Source organism: Lentzea tibetensis (genome assembly GCF_007845675.1).
GTDB lineage: Bacteria > Actinomycetota > Actinomycetes > Mycobacteriales > Pseudonocardiaceae > Lentzea > Lentzea tibetensis.
This window is the reverse complement of sequence record NZ_VOBR01000007.1, coordinates 170,685-188,754: the sequence shown is the minus strand read 5'-3', so window position 1 is coordinate 188,754 and position 18,070 is coordinate 170,685. Positions and strand designations below refer to the sequence as shown.

The window sequence follows — 18,070 nt, the reverse complement described above, 5'->3', positions numbered from 1 at the left end:
TCGCGACACTTGTCCTAGCTGACCGTCTTCCAGGAGTCCGCCAGCATCTGGCGCGTCTCGCCGAGCAGCTGCGGCAGCACCTTCGTGTGCCCGATGACCGGCATGAAGTTCGCGTCACCGCCCCAGCGCGGCACCACGTGCTGGTGCAGGTGGGCCGCGATGCCCGCGCCGCCGACGACGCCCTGGTTCATGCCGATGTTGAACCCGTGCGGGGCCGCCGTGTGCCGGATGACCCGCATGGCCTTCTGGGTGAACTCGGCGAACTCGACGGTCTCCTCGGCGGTGAGGTCCGTGTAGTCCGGGACGTGCCGGTACGGCAGCACCATGAGGTGACCGGGGTTGTACGGGTACAGGTTGAGCACCGCGAACACGGTCGTGCCGCGCGCGATGATCAGCCCGGACTCGTCGTCGCGCTCGATGATGCGGCAGAACGGGCAGCCGGACGGCTCGTCGCCGTCCGCCTTGCCCTCGCCGCGGATGTAGGACATGCGGTGCGGGGTCCAGAGCCGCTGGAAGGCGTCCTGGACCCCGATGCCGTCCTGCTCGGAGTACTCAGGCGTCACTGGACCAGTTCCGCCGTGGGCGACGCGTTCTCCCGGCGCCGCACCCAGTCGACGACGGTCTCGACGGCCTTCTCCACCGGCACACCGTTGATCTGCGTGCCGTCGCGGAAGCGGAACGACACCGCACCGGCCTCCACGTCCTTGGCGCCGGCCAGGAGCATGAACGGCACCTTCTGCATGGTGTGGTTGCGGATCTTCTTCTGCATGCGGTCGTCGGAGGTGTCGACGTCGACCCGGATGCCCTTCGCGCGCAACGTCTTCTGCACCTCGAGGAGGTGGTCGACGTTCTCGGAGGTCACCGGGATGCCCACGACCTGCACGGGCGCCAGCCACGCCGGGAACGCGCCCGCGTAGTGCTCGGTGAGCACGCCGAAGAAGCGCTCGATCGACCCGAACAGCGCGCGGTGGATCATGATCGGCTGCTGGCGCGAGCCGTCCGGCGCGGTGTACTCGAGCTCGAACCGCTTGGGCTGGTTGAAGTCCAGCTGGATGGTCGACATCTGCCACGAGCGGCCGATGGCGTCCTTCGCCTGCACGGAGATCTTCGGGCCGTAGTACGCGGCGCCACCGGGGTCCGGGACCAGCTCGAGGCCGGAGTCGACCGCGGCCTGGCGCAGCGTCTCGGTCGCCTCCTCCCACTCCGCCGGGTCGCCGATGAACTTCGGCGAGTCGTCGCGGGTGGAGAGCTCGAGGTAGAACTCGCTCAGGCCGTAGTCCGCGAGCAGGTCGAGCACGAACTTGAGCAGCGAACGCAGCTCGCCCGGCATCTGCTCCTTGGTGCAGTAGATGTGCGAGTCGTCCATCGTCAGGCCGCGCACGCGGGTGAGGCCGTGCACGACACCGGACTTCTCGTACCGGTAGACCGTGCCGAACTCGAAGAGGCGCAGCGGCAGCTCGCGGTACGAACGCCCGCGCGACCTGAAGATCAGGTTGTGCATCGGGCAGTTCATGGCCTTGAGGTAGTAGTCCTCGCCCTCGAACTCGATGGGCGGGAACATCGTGTCCGCGTAGTACGGCAGGTGGCCGGAGGTGTGGAACAGCCCGCTCTTGCTGATGTGCGGGGTGTTCACGAACTCGTAGCCGGACTCCTCGTGGCGGACGCGCGCGTAGGTCTCCATCTCGCGCCGGATGATGCCGCCCTTGGGGTGGAACACGGCCAGGCCGGAGCCCAGCTCGTCCGGGAAGCTGAAGAGGTCCAGCTCGACGCCGAGCTTGCGGTGGTCGCGCCGCTCGGCCTCGGCGATGCGCTCCAGGTGCGCGTCGAGCGCCTCCTGGGTCTCCCACGCGGTGCCGTAGATGCGCTGGAGCTGCGGGTTGTTCTCGTTGCCGCGCCAGTAGGCCGCGGCGACGCGGGTGAGCTTGAACGCCGGGATGTGCTTGGTGGTCGGCACGTGCGGGCCGCGGCACAGGTCGCCCCACACCTGCTCGCCGGTGCGCGGGTCGAGGTTGTCGTAGATCGTCAGCTCGCCGCCGCCGACCTCCATGACCTCCGCGGTGTCGACGTCGCTCTTGATGTCGACGAGCTCCAGCTTGAACGGCTCGCTCGCGAGCTCGTTCTTGGCCGCGTCCACGCTCTCGACGACGCGGCGGGAGAACCGCTGCGCGCCCTTGATGATCTGCTTCATGCGCTTCTCGAGCGCCTGCAGGTCCTCAGGGGTGAACGGCTTGTCGACCTGGAAGTCGTAGTAGAAGCCGTCCTTCACGGGCGGGCCGATGCCCAGCTTCGCCTCGGGGAACTGCTGCTGGACGGCCTGCGCGAGCACGTGCGCGGCGGAGTGGCGGATGACGCTGCGGCCCTCGTCGGTGTCGGCGGCGACGGCCTCGACCTCGACGTCGACCTGCGGGGTCCACGACAGGTCGCGCAGGTGACCCTCGGCGTCCTTGACGACCACGATCGCGTCAGCGCCCTTACCGGGGAGCCCGGCCTCGCGCACCGCGGTGCCCGCCGTCGTCCCTGCCGGCACCACCACGCGTGGTGGGTTCGCGGGGGACACGGGGCGCGACTCGGACACGATGACTCCTCGATAGGGGTAGGTGTTCGGATCTGATGTTATCTGGGCGGAACACGGCAATTTTTTCAGGCCGCAATCCTGCTTTCGGCGCTGTGCCGTTCGAGCAACCGGACTTAACGTGCGGAGATGCGGATCCTGCTGACGCTGGCAATGACGCTGAGCGTGCTGTCCGTCCCCGCACAGGCCGCCCCTGCCGGCCCTCGGGACGTGATCGTTCAGCTGTTCGAGTGGAACTGGAAGTCGGTCGCACGCGAGTGCACCTCGACGCTGGGGCCGAAGGGCTTCGGGTACGCCCAGGTGTCCCCGCCCCAGGAGCACGTCACCGGCCCGGCCTGGTGGACGCAGTACCAGCCGGTGTCCTACCGCCTGGAGTCCCGGCTCGGCACGCGCGCGGAGTTCGCGTCGATGGTGTCGACGTGCCACTCGGCGGGCGTGAAGGTGCTCGTGGACGCGGTCATCAACCACACCACGGGTGGAGCCGGAACCGGATGGGCCGGGTCCGCCTACACGCACTACGACCACCCCGGGACCTACGCCTCGTGGGACTTCCACCACTGCGGTCGCAACGGCACCGACGACATCGCGAACTACCACGACCGGTGGGAGGTCCAGAACTGCGAGCTGGTGAACCTCGCGGACCTGGCCACCGACACGACCTACGTGCGCGACCGCATCGCCGCCTACCTGAACGACCTGCTGTCGCTCGGGGTCGACGGGTTCCGCGTCGACGCGGCGAAGCACATGCCCGCCGCGGACATCGACGCCATCAAGTCGCGGCTGTCGCGGCCCGCGTACCTGGTGCAGGAAGTGATCTTCGGTGCCGGTGAGCCGATCGGGCCCGCCGAGTACACCGGCGTGGGCGACGTCCACGAGTTCCGCTACGGCTACGACCTCAAGCGGGTGCTGTACAACGAGAAGCTGGCGTACCTGCGCAACTTCGGCGAGGGCTGGGGCTACATCGGCGGGTCGTCGGCCGTGGTGTTCGTGGACAACCACGACACCCAGCGCAACGCGTCCACGTTGTCCTACAAGGACGGTGCGCGGTACCAGCTGGCCAACACGTTCATGCTCGCCTGGCCGTACGGGACGCCCGCGGTGATGTCCGGCTACTCGTTCGGCGACAACGACGCCGGTCCCCCGCAGGACGCCTCCGGCCGGGTGCAGGACGCGTCGTGCGGTGCCGCGTGGGTGTGCGAGCACCGGTCCGCGGCCGGAATGGTGGGGTTCCACAACGCCGTTCGCGGGACCGCGGTCGTGAACTGGTGGGACGACGGTGGCGACGTCATCGCGTTCGGCCGGGGTTCTTCCGGGTTCGTGGTCCTGAACGACACGGACGGCGCGATCGACCGCTGGTTCCAGACGTCGCTGCCCGCGGGCATGTACTGCGACGTGTCCGGAACCGGCGGGTGCTACTCGGTAAACTCGGCCGGCTGGTTCCGGGCCGTGGTCCCGGCGCACGCTTCAGTCGCGATCCACCGCTAGAGACGAGATTCGATGCGCCCGTACGTGCTGTCCAGTGTCGCGGTCAGCATCGACGGCTACATCGACGACACGAGCCCCGACCGCCTGCTCCTCTCGAACGCGGCCGATTTCGACCGCGTCGACGAGGAGCGGGCCGGGTGCGACGCGATTCTGATCGGTGCGGAGACAATGCGCCGCGACAACCCGCACCTGCTGGTGAACTCCCCCGAAAGGCGCTCGTCCCGCGTCGCGCGGGGCCAGTCCGAGTTCCCGCTGAAAATCACCGTCACGCGGTCCGGAAAGCTGGATCCGGCGCTGCGTTTCTGGCACTGCGGCGGCGCCAAACTCGTGTACACGACGGACGCGGGTGCCGTTGTGGCGCGTGAATCGGTCGGCTCACTCGCGACGGTGCACGCTTTGGGTTCGGCCATCGATTTCGGTTCCCTGCTCGACGACCTGGGTGCGCGCGGTGTCCGCAGGCTGATGGTCGAGGGCGGCGGTCAGATGCACACCGAGTTCCTCTCGGCGGGTTTGGTCGACGAGATCCAGCTGGCCATTGCCCCTTTGGTCGTAGGTAATGAGGGCGCACCGCGGTTTCTCCACCCGGCGAACTACCCCGGCGGTCCGACCCACCGCATGCACCTGGAGGAAGTAGTCCAGGTGGGTGATGTTGTGGTCCTGCGGTACCTACCCACGCCTACACAGCGCGACTAAGTGGTTTTTCGGATGCGCCTCGGGTCGGTACGAGAGCACAGTTGGGGCCCGCCGACGCACCCGAGGAGCTCTCCGATGCACCACCAGGTGATCGACTGCCCAGTCCGCCTGACCAGCTCGAACCGCTCGGAACTGCGGCTGCTCTACGCCGACCTGCGCGACCACTACCTGCGCCGCGACGCCCAGGAGGGCACCCGCACCACGATCCACTTCATCTGGCACGGCGACGACCTCGACCCCGCGCACTACTGGGCCACGTTCGCCGACCAGCGCCACACGTTCGACCCGGCCCAGCCCATCATGAACAGCCTGCGCACCGACGCGGGCCGCTGGGACGACGACCAGCACCGCCAGTTGCTGCGGCACGGGTTCAACAACGTCATCACGGCCTGAAAACCACGGCCTCACGACAGGTTCGCTTCAGCATTTTCACAGGTCAGAAGCGCATCCTGGGGCCATGAGCGAAGAACCTCCCGCCGCACCTCCGCCTCGGCCAGGAGCCCAGCCGCCGCAGGACGGCACACCGCCACCCTCGGCGACCCAGCCGCTGCCGTCCACCCCGCCCCCGGCACAGCCCGCGCCGGAAGCCTCCGGGGCACAGCCGGCGCCCGAAGCGACCGCCCAGCCCGCACCGGAGCCGGCGGCCGCGACCGAACCGGCGGCCGCACAGCCTGCCGCGACCGCGGCCGAGCCGCCGCCAGCGGCACCCTCGCCTCGCCGGGCCCGTGTCAGGGGTTTCGTCCGGCACCGCGCCACCCAGCTGGTGGCGGTCGGCCTGCTCGGCCTGATCCTCGGCGGCGGCATCGTCGCACTCGCGGACCGCGACGGCGGTCGTGGCCCCGGCGGCCCCGGTCGCTTCGACGACCGCGGTCACAGCCGCTTCTACGACCGTGGTCCCGGACCGGGCGACCGCGGTCCCGGCCCTGGTCCCGAGTTCGACCACCGGCACCGCTAGGAGCTGATGTCGCCCACCGCGCCGCACCGCAAGGGGCGGCGCGGTGGGCTGAGTCAGTGGGCCTGCGGTCCGAACCTGATCGACATCAGCTGGCGGCGCAGGACCTTGCCCGTGGCGTTGCGGGGCAGCTTGGGCACCACGACGACCTCACGGGGCACCTTGTGCCGCGCGAGCCTGGTCCGCACGAACTCCCGCAGCTCCCGCACGTCGATCCGCGCCCCGGCGACCGGCACCACGAACGCCCGCAGCCGCTGCCCGTACTCCGGGTCGGGCACGCCCAGCACGGCGGCGTCCCGAATCCGGTAGTGCGTCATGAGCAGGTTCTCGACCTCGACGGGATAGACGTTCTCCCCGCCGGAGACGATCATGTCGTCCTCCCGGCCGTCGAAGTACAGCCGCCCGGCCGCGTCGAAGTGGCCGAGGTCGCCGGTGGACACCAGGCCGTCGACCATCTCCTTGCGCGACCCGTCGGTGTACCCGTCGACGGTCAGCGACCCGGCCACGAAGATCCGCCCGGTCACGTAGGGAGTGGTGATCCGCGCGGCGGCGTGGTCGTAGATGTGCACCACGCAGTTGTGCGGTGGCAGCCCCACGGTCGACGGCGCGACCCGCAGGTCCTCCGGCGTCGCGACGGTCGCCACGGCCACCTCGGTGGACCCGTACAGGTTGTAGAGCACGTCGCCGAACGTGTTCATCGTCCGCGCGACGAGATCAGGCGGGATCGTCGCTCCCGAGCAGAACAGCACCCGCAGGTGGCCGAGCTCGAACGAGTCCAAAATGGACTGATCCAGCTCCATGATGCGCTGCAGCATCGTCGGCACGAGCACCAGCGTCGTGCACCGCTGACCCTGCACCGAACGCAGGGTCTTGCGCGGATCGAAACGGCGCTGCAACACCGCCCGTGAACCCAGTGAGAGGGCCAGGGTCAGGTGCGAGTAGCCGACCGCGTGGAAGATCGGTGCGGCCACGAACGTCGACTCGCCCGCGTTCATCGGAATGCGGTCGAGGAAGTCGGACGCCGTGAGCACCGACTTGATCTCGCGGTAGGTGCCCTTCGGTATGCCCGTCGTGCCGGACGTCAGCTGGATGACGATGCCCGGCTCGCGCGGGGGTTCCAGCTCGCCGCGCGGGGCGCGCGCCACCAACTGGTCCAGCGTGGGGGTGCGGCGGTCGAGACCGTCGCGCGACCACGCCAGCCACCGCGGGATGTGCGGCGGCAACTGGTGGAACAGCGGCGTGAACTCCTCGTCGTGGATGACGAGTGAGACGTTCTCGCGCCGCAACAGGTCCATCAGCACGGGTGCGCCGAAGCCGGTGTTCACCAGCAATGCGCGCACACCGAGTTTCGCGCAGCCCAGCAGTGTCTCGACCAGGCCGCGGTGGTTGCGGCACATCACCGCGACCACGTGCCGGTCCTGCACACCCAGGGCACGCAGCCCTTGTGCGATGGCGGTGGAACGCCGGTCCAACTGGCGGTACGTCACGGAACCGCGTTCGTCCACCACCGCAACACCATCGGGGTTGAGCCGGACGGAACGCCGCACGGCGGTCACGTTCGGACCCCATATCTTCACTTCGCGAAGGGCCTGCGCCGACATCTTGAAGTTGGTCAAACTCACCATTCCGGCGGCGGACAACACCCGCAGTGAATGCACTCTGCCCATGGCGTTACGCAACGCCTTGCGCAAACCCGCCATCAACCGCTCCTCGCGCAGGGGGTTCCCCGAGGTATTCGGACGGTAACGGCCCGACAGCGTCTCGCCAAGGGGCGTTACATGCGGGATGTGCATGACAATCAGACAGGCCAAACGTGTAAACGTTTTCACGTATGCAGATTGGACTGACCGGTCAGGTCAAAAACCCGCGAAGCAATGAAGCCGTGCCGTCCAGGTGCTCCGCCATCGCCTGCCTCGCAGCTGCCGGGTCACCGTCCAGAATGGACGCGATGATGCGTTCGTGCTGCTCGTTGGAGTGCGCGAGATTGGGTTCCAGCAACGGGATGTTGTCCAGCAGCTCGTTGACCCGCATCCGCGACTCGGCGATCGCCGCGGTCAGCGACGCCGAACCCGTCACCTCGGCGATCGCGAGGTGCAGCCGCGAGTCCTTGCGCCGGTACTCCCCCAGGTCCGCCGAGCACGACTCGGCCAGCCGCGAACGCAGGCCACGGCGTTCCGACGGACCGAGAGAGCGGCCGGCCGCGCACTCCGCGGCACCGGTCTCCAGCACCTTCCGCAACGTCAGCGCGTCCCGGATGTCCCCGGTCTCCGCGAGACCCGGCACGACGCCCGGCAGTTCCATGCGCACGAACGTGCCGCCGTAACGGCCACGTCGTGACTCGACGAAACCGTTCTCCTGCAACGACCTGATCGCCTCGCGCAGCGTCACTCGGCTCACGCCCAGCTTGGTGGCCAGCTCCCGTTCCGCGGGCAGCCTCTCCCCCGGCCCGACGACGCCGAGCCGGATGGCCTGCATGAGCCGTTCGACGGTCTCCTCGAAGGCGTTGCCCGCCCGCACCGGGCGGAACAACGCCTCCTGCGCGTGCTCCATCATCTACAAAGGTGTCACATAGGCCCCGGCGATCCCGCCGTCGACGAGGAAGTTCGACGCCGTCATGAACGACGAGTCGTCCGACGCGAGAAACGCGACAGCGGCGGCGATTTCCTCGGGTTCGGCGAACCTGCCGAGCGGCACGTGCACCAACCTGCGCGCGGCGCGCTCAGGATCCTTGGCGAACAGCTCGCGCAGCAGCGGCGTGTTGACCGGTCCGGGGGAAAGCGCATTCACGCGGATGCCCTCCCGCGCGAACTGGACGCCCAGCTCGCGGCTCATCGCCAGCACGCCGCCCTTCGACGCCGTGTAGGAGATCTGGGACGTCGCCGCGCCCATCGTCGCCACGAACGACGCCGTGTTGATGATCGAGCCCTTGCCGTTCGCCTGCATGTGCGGGATCGCGTACTTGCAGCACAGGTAGACCGACGTGAGGTTCACCTTCTGCACGCGGTCCCACGCCTCGATGCCCGTCGTGAGGATCGAGTCGTCGTCGGGCGGCGAGATCCCGGCGTTGTTGAACGCGATGTCCAGCTTGCCGTAAGTGTCCACAGTGGTCTGGAAGAGCGCTTTGACCTGCTCTTCGTCCGTCACGTCCACCTGGACGAACAGCCCGCCCGCCTCGTCGGCCGCCGCCTTGCCCGCGACCGGGTCGACGTCGGCGACGACGACCTTCGCGCCCTCGCTCGCCAGCCTGCGGACCGAGGCCAGCCCGATCCCGCTGCCGCCACCCGTCACGACGGCCACGCGGCCCTCGAGTCGCTGCACCATCTGCTCTCCCATGTTTCTCAGCTACGCCCAAAACTCAGCTAGCGATGAAGACGTTCTTGACATCGGTGAAGGAGTCCAGCGCGTCCGGACCGAGCTCACGGCCGAGACCGGACTGCTTGAGGCCGCCGAACGGCGTCCAGTAGCGAACGGACGAATGCGAGTTCACCGAGAGGTTCCCGGCCTCGACGGCCCGCGAGACGCGAAGGGCGCGGCCGACGTCTCGCGTCCAGATGGAACCCGAGAGCCCGTACTCGCTGTCGTTCGCGATCCGGATCGCGTCGGCCTCGTCGGTGAACGGCAGCACGACCACGACGGGTCCGAAGATCTCCTCGCGGACGGTCCGGTCGTCCGGCGACGGCGTCAGCACCGTCGGCGGGAACCAGAAGCCCGGTCCGTCGGGCGCGGTGCCCTGGAACGCGATGGGCGCGCCCGCGGGCACGTAGCCGGACACGGTCGCGTGGTGCGCGGCCGAGATCAGCGGGCCCATCTCGGTCTTCTCGTCGCCGGGCGCACCGACGACGACGCCATTCACCGCGGGCTCGAGCAGTTCCATGAACCGGTCGTAGACGGACCGCTCCACCAGGATCCGCGACCGCGCGCAGCAATCCTGGCCCGCGTTGTCGAACACGCCGTACGGCGCGGTGGCGGCCGCCTGCTCCAGGTCGGAGTCCGCGAACACGACGTTCGCGGACTTGCCTCCCAGCTCCAGCGTCACGCGCTTCACCTGGTCCGCGCACCCGGCCATGATCTGCTTGCCGACCTCGGTCGACCCGGTGAACACGACCTTGCGCACCGCGGGGTGCGTCACGAACCGCTGGCCCACCACGGAACCCTTGCCGGGCAGCACCTGGAACACGTCCTCCGGGATGCCCGCCTCACGAGCCAGCTCGCCGAGCCGGATCGCGGTCAGCGGCGTCAGCTCGGCGGGCTTCAGCACCACCGTGTTGCCCGCGGCCAGCGCGGGCGCGAAACCCCAGCCCGCGATCGGCATCGGGAAGTTCCACGGCACGATCACGCCGATGACGCCGAGCGGCTCGTGGAACGTGACGTCCAGGCCACCCGCGACGGGGATCTGCTTGCCGAACAGGCGTTCCGGGGCGGCCGCGTAGTAGTGCAGCACGTCGCGGACGTTCCCGGCCTCCCAGCGGGCGTTGCCGACGGTGTGGCCGGAGTTCGTCACCTCCAGCTGGGCGAGCTCCTCGACGTGGCCGTCGACGACGTCCGCGAACCGGCGCAGCAGCCGCGCCCGATCCCCCGGCGCGACGTCACGCCACGCCGGGAAAGCCGCGGCCGCCCGTGCGATGGCCGCGTCCGTCTCCTCCAGCGACGTGTGCGGAACGGACCGCACCAACTCCTCGGTCGCCGGGTTGATGACGTCAAAGGTCACGCTGTACTCCTGTGTTTGATTGCGTTCGCTCCGCTCACGCGGCGAGGGCGCCTTCGGTTGATGTCTTCCCTCGTGATTTCGCACGCGGCCCGCGCCTGGGGGCGCGGACCACGCACGAAATGACTCAGTCCAGACATCAACGCGCCCTCGCAGCGGCTGCGATCAGTGCTTCGAACAACCTGAGGTCGTCAACGTCCTGCTCGGGGTGCGACTGCACACCGACGACGAACCGCGCACCGGCCAGCTCCACGGCCTCCGCGATGCCGTCCGGTGCCGTGGCGGTGACGCGCAGCCCGTCACCGAGCCGGTCCAGCGCCTGGTGGTGATGGCACTGCACGGTCGTGCCCGCGCCGAAGATCCCGGCCAGCGCGGTGTCCCGCTCGACCGAGATGTCCGTGTGCTCGAACACCGACGGCGCCGGGTTGTGGCCATCGACGTGCTGGTGCAACGTCCCGCCCAGCGCGACGTTCAGCACCTGCATGCCGCGGCACACGCCGAGCACCGGCAGGTCGTTCTTCAGCGCCGCGTGCACCAGTGCGAACTCCGACGCGTCGCGTTCCGGCCGGGGCGCACCCGTCTCGGGCGCGGGTTCCTGGCCGTAGGACGCGGGGTCGAGGTCCGCGCCGCCGGCGAGCACCAGCCCGTCGAGGAACCCGATGGTGTCGGCGGTCCACTCCCCGACCGGTGGCAGCATCACGGGGTTGCCGCCCGCGCGCACCACGCAGTCCAGGTAGCCGCGGTACAGCACCGCGGCCTCCACGTCCCAGAAGCCGAAGCGAGTCCGCTCCAGGTAGGTGCTGATGCCGATGAGCGGCCGAATTGTCAGACCCCTCTGAGACGATGTGAGTGGGGTCTCCGATCCCCCCGGAGGGGGGCCAGGCCGGATCGGTTCAGAGCCGTTCGAAGCCACGGATCCTCTCCCAGTCGGTGACCACTGCGTCGTACGCGGCGAGCTCGACGCGTGCCGCGTTCAGGTAGTGCTCGACGACGTCCTTGCCGAACGTCTCGCGCGCCAGTTCGCTCTGCGCCAGCAGATCGGCCGCGTCGCGCAGCGTCGTCGGGACGGTGGCGCGGTCGGACGCGTAGGCGTTGCCGACGAACTCGTCCTCGAGCGGCAGCTCGTTCTCCACGCCGTGCAGTCCGGCCGCGATCAGCGCGGCGACCGCCAGGTACGGGTTCACGTCACCGCCCGGCACGCGGTTCTCGAAGCGCAGCGACTGGCCGTGGCCGACGACCCGCAGCGCGCACGTCCGGTTGTCGCGGCCCCACGCGACCGCGGTCGGCGCGAAGCTGCCCTTGACGAAGCGCTTGTAGGAGTTGATGTTCGGCGCGAGGAAGTAGGTGAACTCGCGCAGCGCGGCCAGCTGCCCGGCGAGGAAGTGCTCCATCATCTTGGACATGCCCTGGCCTTCGGCGAACACCGGCTCGCCGTCCTGCGAGCGCAGGCTCAGGTGGATGTGGCACGAGTTGCCCTCGCGCTCGTTGTACTTCGCCATGTAGGTGAGCGACTTGCCCTGCTGCGACGCGATCTCCTTGGACCCCGTCTTGTAGATGCTGTGGTTGTCGCACGTGGCGAGCGCCGTCGTGTAGCGGAACGCGATCTCGTGCTGGCCGGGGTTGCACTCGCCCTTGGCGGACTCGACGACCATGCCCGCGCCCGCCATGCCGTTGCGGATCGAGCGCAGCAGCGGCTCGATGCGCGCGGTGCCGAGCAGCGAGTAGTCGACGTTGTACTGGTTGGACGGCGTCAGGTTCCGGTAGCCGGTGTTCCAGGCCTGCTCGTAGGTGTCGTCGAAGACGATGAACTCGAGCTCGGTGCCGACGTACGCCTCCAGCCCGCGCTCGTGCAGCCGCTCCAGCTGGCGGCGCAGGACCTGCCGCGGTGACGCGGTGACCGGGTCGCCGTTCTCCCAGCGGACGTCGCACATGACAATCGCGGTGCCCTCGTGCCACGGCACGCGCCGCAGGGTCGACAAGTCGGGCTGCATCACGAAGTCGCCGTAGCCGCGCTCCCAGGAGGACATCTCGAAGCCGCTGACCGGGTTCATCTCGACGTCGACCGCGAGCAGGTAGTTGCAGCCCTCCGCGGCGTGCGTGGCGACCTCGTCGAGGAAGTACCGCGCGGCGCACCGCTTGCCCTGCAGACGGCCCTGCATGTCCACGATCGCGACCAGCACGGTGTCGATCTCGCCGGTGTCCACGAGCCCGCGCAACTCCTCGACGGTGAGCATCCTCAACTACCTCCAAAGGTACGACACCGATCCATTGGCGCTCCCATCTTGACACCATCGGGTGATGCGCGCCACCCTCAACCGATCCTTAAAGGACCAGCCGGTGACCCATTAGGGGGCGCAATGGCCAAGCATGTGGAGTACGAGAACGTCGGCAGCGAGTACCTGGAGCACCGACAGCTGAAACGGGGCGCCGCCGGCTGGGTCCTCCTCGCCGGTCTCGGTGTCTCCTACGTGATCTCCGGCGACTTCGCCGGGTGGAACTTCGGCCTCGCCCAGGGCGGCTGGGGCGGCCTGCTCGTCGCCACGATCCTCATGGGCGCCATGTACACCTGCATGGTGTTCGGCCTCGCCGAACTGGCGGCCGCACTTCCCGTGGCGGGCGCCGGGTACGGCTTCGCACGACGCGCGCTGGGACCGCTGGGCGGCTTCGCCACGGGCATCGCGATCCTCGTCGAGTACGCCATCGCACCCGCCGCGATCGTCGTGTTCATCGGCGACTACGTCCAAGCGCTCGGCCTGTTCGGGCTCACCAGCTCGTGGCCGGTGTACCTGGTCTGCTACGTGCTCTTCGTCGGCGTGCACCTGTACGGCGTGGGCGAGGCGCTGCGGCTGATGTTCGTGATCACCGGTGTCGCGGTCGTCGCACTGGTCGCGTTCATCGTCGGCATGATCCCGAAGTTCGACTCGGCCAAGCTGTTCGACATCGGCGACGGCAGCTTCCTGCCGATGGGCGTGACCGGTGCGCTGGGCGCACTGGTCTACGCGATCTGGTTCTTCCTCGCGGTCGAGGGCGTGCCGCTCGCGGCCGAGGAGGCGCGCGACCCGAAGAAGGACATGCCGCGCGGCATCATCGGCGCGATGCTGGCGCTGCTCGTGTTCGCGGCGCTGATCCTCGTGTTCGCGCCGGGTGGCGCGGGCGCGAAGGCGCTGATGTCGTCCGGCAACCCGCTGCCCGAGGCGGTGCGCGCGGCGTACGGCGGCGACAACTTCCTGGCGCAGCTGGTCAACTACGTCGGTCTGGCCGGGCTCGTCGCGTCGTTCTTCTCGATCATCTACGCGTACTCGCGGCAGCTGTTCGCGCTGTCGCGCGCAGGCTACCTGCCGCGCTGGCTGTCGAAGACGGGCAAGCGCAAGACGCCGTACCTGGCGCTGATCGTGCCCGGCACCATCGGCTTCGCGCTGGCATCGATCATGAAGAGCGTCGATCCGCTCACCGGCGGTGCACGCCTGATCAACATCGCGGTCTTCGGCGCCGCCCTGTCCTACGTGCTGATGATGGTCTCGCACATCGTGCTGCGCGTGCGCGAGCCGGAGATGCAGCGTCCGTATCGGACTCCCGGCGGAGTTGTCACCACCGGAGTCGCCCTGGTACTCGCTGTAGCAGCCGTGATTGCGACATTCTTCGTCGACAAGATCGCAGCCGGAGTAACTGCCGCAATCGTGATCGTGGCGCTCGCGTACTTCTGGTTCTATAGCCGCCACCACCTCGTCGCCAACGCTCCCGAAGAGGAGTTCGCGGCCATCGCGCGGGCGGAGGCGGAACTGGACGACTGATCCCTGGGGGGCTTGTGCGAAGACAGTGGTGGGCGGCCGTGCTGGTCGCCCTGGTGCCGCTGGTGTGGCAGAGCGTGGTCGTCCTGCGGGAAGGGTTCTTCTGGCAGGACGACTTCCGCTACGTGATCAGGACGGTCGACGTCCCGCTGTCGCTCGACGTGCTCTTCACCGACTACAACGGTCACCTGATGCCGGGCCAGTTCCTGCTGGTGTGGCTGGTGACCGCCATCGCGCCGCTGAACTTCACCGTCGCCGCGGTGCCGGTGCTGGTGCTGCACGGCGTGGCGATGGCGATGTTCTGGCGCCTGCTGACCCGGCTGTTCGGCTCGCGCTGGGTGCTGCTGATCCCGTTCGCCGCCTTCACGTTCTCGCCGCTGATCCTCGTGTCCACGCGGTGGTGGGCGTTCGCGCTGCAGCTCATCCCGATGCTCGTCGCCGTGATCGGCGCGATCGACGCGCAGGTGCGGCACGTCCTCACCGGACGCAACCGCGACCTCGTGTACAGCCTGCTGTGGGTGTTCGCCGGGATGTTGTTCTGGCAGAAGGCACTCGTGGTCGTGCCGGTGCTCTTCGCGGTCACCGCGATGCTCGCGCCCGAGCCGCCGCGCGTGCGCTGGGCGCTGCGCAACCACTGGCGCTCGCTGGCCGCGCACGCCGGGCTGCTCGTCGTGCTGGCCATCGGCTACGCGGTGCTCAACACCACCGATGTGTCCGGCAGGCCGACGGCCGCGATCGACTGGCTGCGGCTGACCAAGCGGATGCTGAGCGACACGCTCGTACCCGGACTGTTCGGCGGTCCGTGGGACGTCGGCATCGAGGGCGAGACGGCGTGGGCGGTGCCGCCGCTGCCCGTCGCGATCGGACTCAACGCCCTGTTCGTGGTGCTCATCCTCGCCGGGCTGTGGATCGGCGGCCGCCGGGCCGGACTCGCCTGGCTGACGCTCGCCGGGTACACCGCGATCGCGATCGCCATGGTCGGCGTCGCCCGGCTGTGGGTGATCGGCAGCGTGATCGGCGGCGATCCCCGCTACGTCGCGGACGTCGTGCCGATCGCGATCCTGTGCGCGAGCTTCGCGTTCCTGACGCCCGTCACCGTGACCGAGTACGCGCCGCGGCCGGTGCGTACGGGCATCGCGTTCGCGGCCACCTCCGTGCTGGTCGTCGCCTCCGTCGCGACCACGACCACCGCGACCGCGCTGAGCGATCAGCCCGCGGCCCGCGCGTACGTGCAGACGTTGCGCTCGAACCTGCGCGCGAGCACCAGCGTCGTCCTCTACGACGTGGCCACGCCGGTCGAGCTGATGAACGTCTGGCTCGGCTCGCTCGCCAACGTCTCGCAACTGGTGAAGACGATGCCGGACGTCCGGCCGCGGTTCGACGAGCCCTCGGAGGACATGCGCGTGGTCGACGAGCACGGCAACGTCCGTCCACTCGCGCTGCTGCCGATCGCGACCGGCAAACCGGGCCCGACACCGAACTGCGGGTACCTAGTCGGTCCGAACCCGACCGAAATTCCACTCTCGGCTCCGGTGACATCTCCCCGACAGGTGCTCCGGCTCAGCTATTTCACCGGCGCACCCGGCACCGCGGTGCTCCGGGTCGGCGGTCAGGAGATCCCGATCAACTGGGACCAGGGCGTCCACAACCTGAACATCGTGATCGACAAGCCGTTCGACCAGGTCACGCTGTGGAGCACGGAGACTCCGGCCGGGGTGTGCGTCGGCGGCGTGATGGTCGGTGCGCCCACGATCGGCTAGCCGATCAGGTGTAGCGGAGGCTCCTTCGGCGGAGCTGGTGTTTCACACATGTGCACGACTGTGCCCGACTCGGCGGTGGCTGATCACCAGTGTGTCGAGCAGCGGCCCATCTGGTGAGAGGATCGTGGGGTGAGTGACATTCAACGTGTTGGAGTGGTGGGTTCCGGGCTGATGGGCTCGGGAATCGCCGAGGTGTGCGCCCGCGCCGGTCTCGACGTCATCGTCGCCGAGGTCAGCGCGGACGCGACGGAGGCCGCGCACGGGCGGATCGCCGCGTCGCTCGGCCGAGGTGTGCGCAGCGGCAAGCTGTCCGAGGAGGACCGGGACCAGTCACTGGGCCGGATCCGGTTCACGACGGACCTCGGCGACTTCGCCGACCGCCAGTTCGTGGTCGAGGCGGTCGCCGAGAACGAGCAGATCAAGACCGAGGTGTTCACGGCGCTGGACAAGGTCGTCGAGGACCGCACCGCGATCTTCGCGTCCAACACCTCGTCGATCCCGATCATGAAGCTGGGCATGGCGACGACCAGGCCCGAGCAGGTCATCGGCGTCCACTTCTTCAACCCGGTGCCGGTGCTGAAGCTCGTCGAGCTCGTGCCGTCGCTGCTGACCGGCGCGGAGACGCAGACGCGCGCCGAGGCGTTCGTGACGGGCGCGCTGGGCAAGGAGGTCATCCGCTCGCAGGACCGCGCCGGTTTCGTGGTCAACGCGCTGCTGATCCCGTACCTGCTGTCCGCGATCCGGATGCTGGAGTCGGGCTTCGCGTCGCCGGAGGACATCGACAACGGCATGGTGCTGGGCTGCGCGCACCCGATGGGTCCGTTGCGCCTCACCGACCTGATCGGTCTCGACACGACCAAGGCGATCGCCGAGTCGATGTACGACGAGTTCAAGGAGCCGCTGTTCTCGCCGCCGCCGCTGCTGCTGCGCATGGTGGACGCCGGCCTGCTGGGCAAGAAGTCCGGGCGCGGGTTCCACAACTACGCGAGCTGAACGAGCGAAGGGCCGGTGCTCGCGCACCGGCCCTTCACCATCGAGTACTGGGGGCAAGGGTCAGACGTGGCCTTCGAGCGCGCGGTCGTACACGCTGAACCTGAAGTAGACGCCGAGGTCGGCCGCACCGTCGGCACGCGTGCGGAAGCTGAGCAGCTCGTGCATCCCCGCGGTCTCGTCGACCGGCAACGGGGCGAGCGCGGACACCGTGTCCAGGTACGACTCGGGGTCGAGGCCCTCGGACCGCATCACGTCCGCGACCCGGCGCGCCGCGTCACCGTCCGTCTCCGCGTTGCCGGGCAGCCGCAGGTACACGTTCGCCTGCTCGGGCTCCGGCACGCCGCGCCGGAACGCCAGGCACGTCATGGGCTCGTTGGCCGTGGTGACCGCGTCGCCGTAGACCGCGCGGTACGTCTGATGTGCGCGTGCCGAGTCGTGGTGGCGGGCGAGCGACGCGATCCGGTCCAGTTCGGACAGGTCGACGTCCGGGTGGCGGAAGTAGACCTTGACCCGCGCGTTGTCGTCCTTGCGCAGGTCCAGCGCGAAGAAGTCGATCACGTGGCCGCGCGAGGACAGCTGCTCGTACTCCTCGCCGACCGGCTCCCACGCCTCGGCGAGGCCGAGCCTGCCCATCGCCTCGGCGACCACGTCACCGGTGTTCGCGACGCCGCGCACCTGCGGGTTGAAGTAGACCTTGTAGTGCGGGAACGAGCCGGGGCGCCAGGCCAGCGAGTGCCAGACCGTCGGCCGGTAGGGACGCGGGTCGTCGGTGACGAACAGGTCCTCGACCAGGTCGTACCGGTCGATCGACACACCGGGCTTGGCCACCAGCGCACGCGTCAGGTCGCGCCCGGCCTGTTGGCACGCGGCGGGCGTCGGCTCGTCGCCGAGCGACTCGAACAGGATGCGGATCTCGGGCACGCCCTGGCGCCAGCTGATCGAGAACTCGATGGGAAATCCGTCTCGAGAGACGTATGAAGGACAATTGCAATGCTCGCCAATGGCGCGGTCGCCCCATGGCGACATGACAGACTTCACATCGTCGAGAACCGCCGACGAGGCGATCCCGAGTCCGCCGCAGACCGTCGTCCATTTGTCAAGAACGAAGTCGACGTAGCTGCT

Annotated in this window: 16 protein-coding genes; 7 read left to right on the top strand and 9 right to left on the bottom strand. The window is 68.9% G+C overall.

Annotated elements, in window-relative coordinates:
- Nucleotides 1-14: 14 nt before the first annotated feature.
- A complete protein-coding gene (locus FKR81_RS13280; RefSeq protein WP_146351624.1) occupies nucleotides 15-563 on the bottom strand; it encodes an HIT family protein in 549 nt (182 codons plus the stop codon).
- A complete protein-coding gene (gene thrS / locus FKR81_RS13275; protein ID WP_146351621.1) occupies nucleotides 560-2,575 on the bottom strand; it encodes a threonine--tRNA ligase in 2,016 nt (671 codons plus the stop codon). The genes FKR81_RS13280 and thrS overlap by 4 nt, the downstream gene beginning before the upstream one ends.
- A 126-nt stretch (nucleotides 2,576-2,701) precedes the next feature.
- On the opposite strand from thrS, the gene FKR81_RS13270 reads away from it, so the two are divergent.
- The 4 genes from FKR81_RS13270 to FKR81_RS13255 all read left to right on the top strand — a co-directional run bounded on the left by FKR81_RS13270 (nucleotide 2,702) and on the right by FKR81_RS13255 (nucleotide 5,705).
- On the top strand, nucleotides 2,702-4,057 hold the full coding sequence (locus FKR81_RS13270; protein WP_222598255.1) for an alpha-amylase: 1,356 nt from the start codon (nucleotides 2,702-2,704) through the stop codon (nucleotides 4,055-4,057).
- A 12-nt stretch (nucleotides 4,058-4,069) separates the two neighbouring features.
- Nucleotides 4,070-4,750: a RibD family protein gene (locus FKR81_RS13265; protein WP_146351618.1), complete on the top strand. Its 681-nt coding sequence runs from the start codon at nucleotides 4,070-4,072 to the stop codon at nucleotides 4,748-4,750.
- 75 nt (nucleotides 4,751-4,825) lie between these two features.
- A complete protein-coding gene (locus FKR81_RS13260) occupies nucleotides 4,826-5,143 on the top strand; it encodes a hypothetical protein (protein ID WP_146351616.1) in 318 nt (105 codons plus the stop codon).
- Between the two features lie 64 nt (nucleotides 5,144-5,207).
- Nucleotides 5,208-5,705, top strand: a complete 498-nt coding sequence (locus FKR81_RS13255) for a hypothetical protein (protein WP_146351613.1) — start codon at nucleotides 5,208-5,210, stop codon at nucleotides 5,703-5,705.
- A 53-nt stretch (nucleotides 5,706-5,758) separates the two neighbouring features.
- Here the strand turns inward: FKR81_RS13255 and FKR81_RS13250 are convergent, their stop codons facing one another.
- The 6 genes from FKR81_RS13250 to FKR81_RS13225 form a co-directional block, all read right to left on the bottom strand.
- Entirely contained in the window at nucleotides 5,759-7,249 is a 1,491-nt protein-coding gene (locus FKR81_RS13250; RefSeq protein WP_235921516.1) for an AMP-binding protein, read from the bottom strand.
- A gap of 304 nt (nucleotides 7,250-7,553) precedes the next feature.
- A complete protein-coding gene (locus FKR81_RS13245; RefSeq protein ID WP_146351959.1) occupies nucleotides 7,554-8,252 on the bottom strand; it encodes a FadR/GntR family transcriptional regulator in 699 nt (232 codons plus the stop codon).
- A gap of 3 nt (nucleotides 8,253-8,255) precedes the next feature.
- The gene (locus FKR81_RS13240) at nucleotides 8,256-9,023 is read right to left on the bottom strand and encodes a 3-oxoacyl-ACP reductase (RefSeq protein WP_146351606.1); all 768 of its coding nucleotides are present in this window, start codon (nucleotides 9,021-9,023) and stop codon (nucleotides 8,256-8,258) included.
- Between the two features lie 34 nt (nucleotides 9,024-9,057).
- Nucleotides 9,058-10,410 carry an aldehyde dehydrogenase family protein gene (locus FKR81_RS13235; RefSeq protein ID WP_146351603.1) on the bottom strand — a complete coding sequence of 451 codons (1,353 nt, stop codon included), beginning with the start codon at nucleotides 10,408-10,410 and terminating at the stop codon, nucleotides 9,058-9,060.
- 136 nt (nucleotides 10,411-10,546) lie between these two features.
- Entirely contained in the window at nucleotides 10,547-11,170 is a 624-nt protein-coding gene (locus FKR81_RS13230; RefSeq protein ID WP_235921515.1) for a gamma-glutamyl-gamma-aminobutyrate hydrolase family protein, read from the bottom strand.
- 130 nt (nucleotides 11,171-11,300) lie between these two features.
- The gene (locus tag FKR81_RS13225; RefSeq protein ID WP_146351600.1) at nucleotides 11,301-12,641 is read right to left on the bottom strand and encodes a glutamine synthetase family protein; all 1,341 of its coding nucleotides are present in this window, start codon (nucleotides 12,639-12,641) and stop codon (nucleotides 11,301-11,303) included.
- Between the two features lie 123 nt (nucleotides 12,642-12,764).
- On the opposite strand from FKR81_RS13225, the gene eat reads away from it, so the two are divergent.
- The 3 genes from eat (at nucleotide 12,765) to FKR81_RS13210 (ending at nucleotide 16,948) form a co-directional block, all read left to right on the top strand.
- Nucleotides 12,765-14,198 carry an ethanolamine permease gene (gene eat, locus FKR81_RS13220; protein WP_146351597.1) on the top strand — a complete coding sequence of 478 codons (1,434 nt, stop codon included), beginning with the start codon at nucleotides 12,765-12,767 and terminating at the stop codon, nucleotides 14,196-14,198.
- A gap of 38 nt (nucleotides 14,199-14,236) precedes the next feature.
- On the top strand, nucleotides 14,237-15,955 hold the full coding sequence (locus tag FKR81_RS13215; protein ID WP_146351594.1) for a glycosyltransferase family 39 protein: 1,719 nt from the start codon (nucleotides 14,237-14,239) through the stop codon (nucleotides 15,953-15,955).
- A 129-nt stretch (nucleotides 15,956-16,084) separates the two neighbouring features.
- Nucleotides 16,085-16,948, top strand: a complete 864-nt coding sequence (locus FKR81_RS13210) for a 3-hydroxybutyryl-CoA dehydrogenase (protein ID WP_146351591.1) — start codon at nucleotides 16,085-16,087, stop codon at nucleotides 16,946-16,948.
- 60 nt (nucleotides 16,949-17,008) lie between these two features.
- On the opposite strand, the gene FKR81_RS13205 is transcribed toward FKR81_RS13210, so the two are convergent.
- On the bottom strand, nucleotides 17,009-17,974 hold the full coding sequence (locus tag FKR81_RS13205; protein ID WP_235921514.1) for a tryptophan dimethylallyltransferase family protein: 966 nt from the start codon (nucleotides 17,972-17,974) through the stop codon (nucleotides 17,009-17,011).
- Nucleotides 17,975-18,070 lie beyond the last annotated feature (96 nt).

Bases quoted from the DNA above. Each gene is read 5' to 3' on its own strand.
- FKR81_RS13270 (WP_222598255.1), top strand. From the start codon at position 2,702: ATGCGGATCCTGCTGACGCTGGCAATGACGCTGAGCGTGCTGTCCGTC.
- FKR81_RS13265 (WP_146351618.1), top strand. From the start codon at position 4,070: ATGCGCCCGTACGTGCTGTCCAGTGTCGCGGTCAGCATCGACGGCTAC.
- FKR81_RS13260 (WP_146351616.1), top strand. From the start codon at position 4,826: ATGCACCACCAGGTGATCGACTGCCCAGTCCGCCTGACCAGCTCGAAC.
- FKR81_RS13255 (WP_146351613.1), top strand. From the start codon at position 5,208: ATGAGCGAAGAACCTCCCGCCGCACCTCCGCCTCGGCCAGGAGCCCAG.
- FKR81_RS13245 (WP_146351959.1), bottom strand. From the start codon at position 8,252: ATGGAGCACGCGCAGGAGGCGTTGTTCCGCCCGGTGCGGGCGGGCAAC.
- FKR81_RS13240 (WP_146351606.1), bottom strand. From the start codon at position 9,023: ATGGTGCAGCGACTCGAGGGCCGCGTGGCCGTCGTGACGGGTGGCGGC.
- FKR81_RS13225 (WP_146351600.1), bottom strand. From the start codon at position 12,641: ATGCTCACCGTCGAGGAGTTGCGCGGGCTCGTGGACACCGGCGAGATC.
- eat (WP_146351597.1), top strand. From the start codon at position 12,765: ATGGCCAAGCATGTGGAGTACGAGAACGTCGGCAGCGAGTACCTGGAG.
- FKR81_RS13205 (WP_235921514.1), bottom strand. From the start codon at position 17,974: ATGTCGCCATGGGGCGACCGCGCCATTGGCGAGCATTGCAATTGTCCT.